This window comes from Enterobacter cloacae complex sp. S3, assembly GCF_014930495.1.
GTDB classification, from domain to species: domain Bacteria; phylum Pseudomonadota; class Gammaproteobacteria; order Enterobacterales; family Enterobacteriaceae; genus Enterobacter; species Enterobacter asburiae_B.
The window spans coordinates 1-2,943 of sequence record NZ_JADBRD010000066.1; the positions used below are offsets into that span (position 1 = coordinate 1).

The 2,943-nt window shown below is 49.2% G+C and carries 4 protein-coding genes; 3 read left to right on the plus strand and 1 reads right to left on the minus strand.

Annotation, left to right across the window (positions count from 1 at the left end; genetic code table 11):
• Nucleotides 1-110: 110 nt before the first annotated feature.
• The 3 genes from IM317_RS22940 (at nucleotide 111) to IM317_RS22950 (ending at nucleotide 2,770) form a co-directional block, all read left to right on the plus strand.
• Nucleotides 111-1,133 (plus strand): IS110 family transposase, encoded by a 1,023-nt coding sequence (locus tag IM317_RS22940; protein ID WP_001572362.1) that lies wholly within the window; start codon nucleotides 111-113, stop codon nucleotides 1,131-1,133.
• 1,045 nt (nucleotides 1,134-2,178) lie between these two features.
• Nucleotides 2,179-2,508 (plus strand): type II toxin-antitoxin system RelE/ParE family toxin, encoded by a 330-nt coding sequence (locus tag IM317_RS22945; protein ID WP_000493286.1) that lies wholly within the window; start codon nucleotides 2,179-2,181, stop codon nucleotides 2,506-2,508.
• Entirely contained in the window at nucleotides 2,489-2,770 is a 282-nt protein-coding gene (locus IM317_RS22950) for a helix-turn-helix transcriptional regulator (RefSeq protein WP_000780222.1), read from the plus strand. Before IM317_RS22945 ends, IM317_RS22950 begins: the two co-directional genes overlap by 20 nt.
• Before the next feature lie 83 nt (nucleotides 2,771-2,853).
• Here the strand turns inward: IM317_RS22950 and IM317_RS22955 are convergent.
• Nucleotides 2,854-2,943 (minus strand): IS1 family transposase (locus IM317_RS22955; RefSeq protein ID WP_218968807.1); only part of this gene is annotated, 90 nt, incomplete at its 5' end.

Here is a 2,943-nt window from a genome sequence, read left to right on the forward strand (position 1 = left end):
CGACTATTTGCAACAGTGCCCCTTAACGAATGGAAGGGACTTCCCCTGGATATGCGCCTGATTAACTCTTGTGCAATCATGGGGTAAACATAGCCCCGGAGGGATTCGTTATGACCATCACGACTGTCGGTATCGATCTTGCTAAAAATGTGTTCGCTGTTCACTGCGTTGACCAACACGGTAAAACTGTTCTGGTTAAACCCAAAGTATCGCGTGCTGCCCTTCCTGAGCTGATTGCCAGTTTACCTCCCTGTGTTATCGGGATGGAGGCATGCTCCGGGGCTCACTACTGGGCAAGGTTGTTTCGGCAATATGGTCATGAACCACGGCTGATGGCTGCTAAATTTGTATCTCCTTACCGCATGGCCGGTAAATCAGGCAAAAATGATGCAGCTGATGCTCAGGCTATCTGTGAAGCAGTTCGTCGCCCGCATATGCGGTTTGTACCAGTGAAGGATGAGAGCCAGCAGGCGATGCAATGCCTACACCGTATCAGACAGGGTTTTATCGAAGAGAAAACAGCAACATATAACCGATTGAGAGGTTTGATATCGGAATTCGGTGTCATCGCCCCACAAAGTACAGATGCCCTGCGTCACATGGTTTCTGAGCAGAAGAGTTCTTTGCCACTTCAGGTTCAACAATGTGTTAATGACCTGCTGGAACACATTGATCGTATTGAAGATAATATTACTGAATATGACCGGATTTTGTCCCGCATGGCAAAAACAGATCACCGCAGCCAGCGATTGATGGAACTGAAAGGGATTGGTCCCACAACGGCCTGTGCGCTGGTCGCCAGTATCGGTAATGCACACGATTTTAAAAATGGGCGACAACTGGCAGCCTGGCTGGGACTAACGCCATCGCAGTACAGCAGTGGTGGGAAATCAAAGCTTGGCAGGATAACTAAAGCTGGCGATTCGTATCTGCGAACGCTACTGGTTCAGGGGGCTCGTTCGGTTCTGATTGGTGCCGAGAAAAGGACTGATTTATTCAGTCGTTGGGTCTGTTCACTGGTCGATCGCAGAGGATACTGGCGTGCCGTTGTAGCCATCGCCGCCAAAAACGCAAGGCTGTGCTGGGCATCATTGCATTACGGTGATGATTTCAGGCTGTACTCAGCCAGCTAAAGCACGAAACAAAATAACCATCTGACCTGCAATTCGTTGATGATAAAGGGTTATACCCCGTGAGGCCTATCTGGCTATTGTACAGGATATACGTATCCGCTTAACGAACAAGAACCTCACGCGCGTCTTTCATCAGGGTCCGAATCGATGACGATTCATCATGGCCGTTTATAGTACCGCAGTCTCTCCCCTTTATTTTTACTGAAGAGCAGACAGAAACCATAAACACCGGCGTTGACACGCCGGGGAAGCCCTTATAGTACAATAATTTTCGAAATCCAACCCATCCCGCCTACAGGAATGACGGATTTTTCGGCGGTTCCGGCGTAGACCCACCACAACTGCTGTATAGCTTGTGGGTAAGTGATAATGAAGTGCAAACGAGATGGCGCAAATACTCTTTTGGTTTATCTTTTAATTACTTACGTATTAAAAGATAAACCAAAAAATAAAAGACATTACTGTTATCCCCTTTAAAAAGTGGATAACCGAACAGCATCGGCGCGAGCGCCTCAAAAGTAGCTCCCCACGCTAAAGCGCGGGGCATTCAGAACGGAATCCCTCGATGGCTAACAGCTCGCCTGTTAGCCATCGAGGGATTGGACAAATCCGGCCACGCCGGATACGTCAGCAAATATCGCTGAAGAATTAGCTTACACGCTCGTAAGCGGCTCTTACGACCCGCTAACGCGGAGATACGCCCCAACTGCGGCTTCGCCTTGTTGTGACCACTCCGACCGCGCACAAAAGCCTCTGAGCCGCTTTTAGCGGAATATGGCTTTGCAGGGTGAAGGGATGGATAGGCGATCCCTTTCGATCCCTCACTGGTATCGGCGGCTAACCCTCGGTGCTACCTGTCATTTCATCCTGCCGCCTTACATGCGCTAACGCGCATAAATCCCCGTTCCTCAGTGGAACGAAAACTCACGCTAACAGGGTAGTGACCGGGTAGCCACGATAACTGCCAACAAAATTAGCTTATAGGTTAATTCTACCTTGTCTGAAATTAGCCTATAGGTTAATATTAATAGAAATGGGAGGTCACATGTTTAGCGTTGTTTATCACCCGGAAGCCAGGGAAGAAGCCACAGCATTACCCGTAAAAATCAGGGTGAAGTTTGACCGTCTCATCGGCAAACTGGAGTATGACGCCCGATTACTGCGGGAGCCGGACACGAAGCCCCTGGGCGATGGACTTTTTGAGATCCGCACGATGGGGACGGACATAGCCAGGGGAATCTGGGTATACCACAAAGGCAATACCATCATCATGCTCCGTGTTTTCATCAAGAAGTCACAGAAAACGCCAGCGAAAGAAATCGATCTCGCCAAAAAGCGGTTAGCGGAGGTACTTAATGAAACTGGTAAGCCATAAAGAACTGCATAACGAGTGGATGCAGGACGATGAATATCGCGCTGCATGGCAGGAAGAAGAACGTAAGGAAAAGCTCAGGGAGCTGCTTGCTGAATGGCGCAAGCATGACAACCTGACAAAAGCGCAGGTTGCTGAACGCATGGGGGTTACACCTCCGGTTATTTCTCGCCTGGAAAACAACATCACCAAAGCCAGCATCGACACACTGACCCGCTACGCTCACGCCTGCGGCATCAAGAAACCTGTCATTGCCCTGTACTGAATAGCCAGCCCTCCGGGGCTGGCCTTTTTGTTTCGGTCAGTCCCAAAATTTTGTTAAAGCAAGTTTAAGGTAATGACTCCAACTTATTGATAGTGTTTTATGTTCAGATAATGCCCGATGACTTTGTCATGCAGCTCCACCGATTTTGTGAGCGACAGCGACTTCCGTCCCAG

Excerpts from the sequence above, each read along its gene's own strand:
- IM317_RS22945 (WP_000493286.1), top strand. The coding sequence starts at position 2,179 with ATGTTTAGCGTTGTTTATCACCCGGAAGCCAGGGAAGAAGCCACAGCA.
- IM317_RS22940 (WP_001572362.1), top strand. The coding sequence starts at position 111 with ATGACCATCACGACTGTCGGTATCGATCTTGCTAAAAATGTGTTCGCT.
- IM317_RS22950 (WP_000780222.1), top strand. The coding sequence starts at position 2,489 with ATGAAACTGGTAAGCCATAAAGAACTGCATAACGAGTGGATGCAGGAC.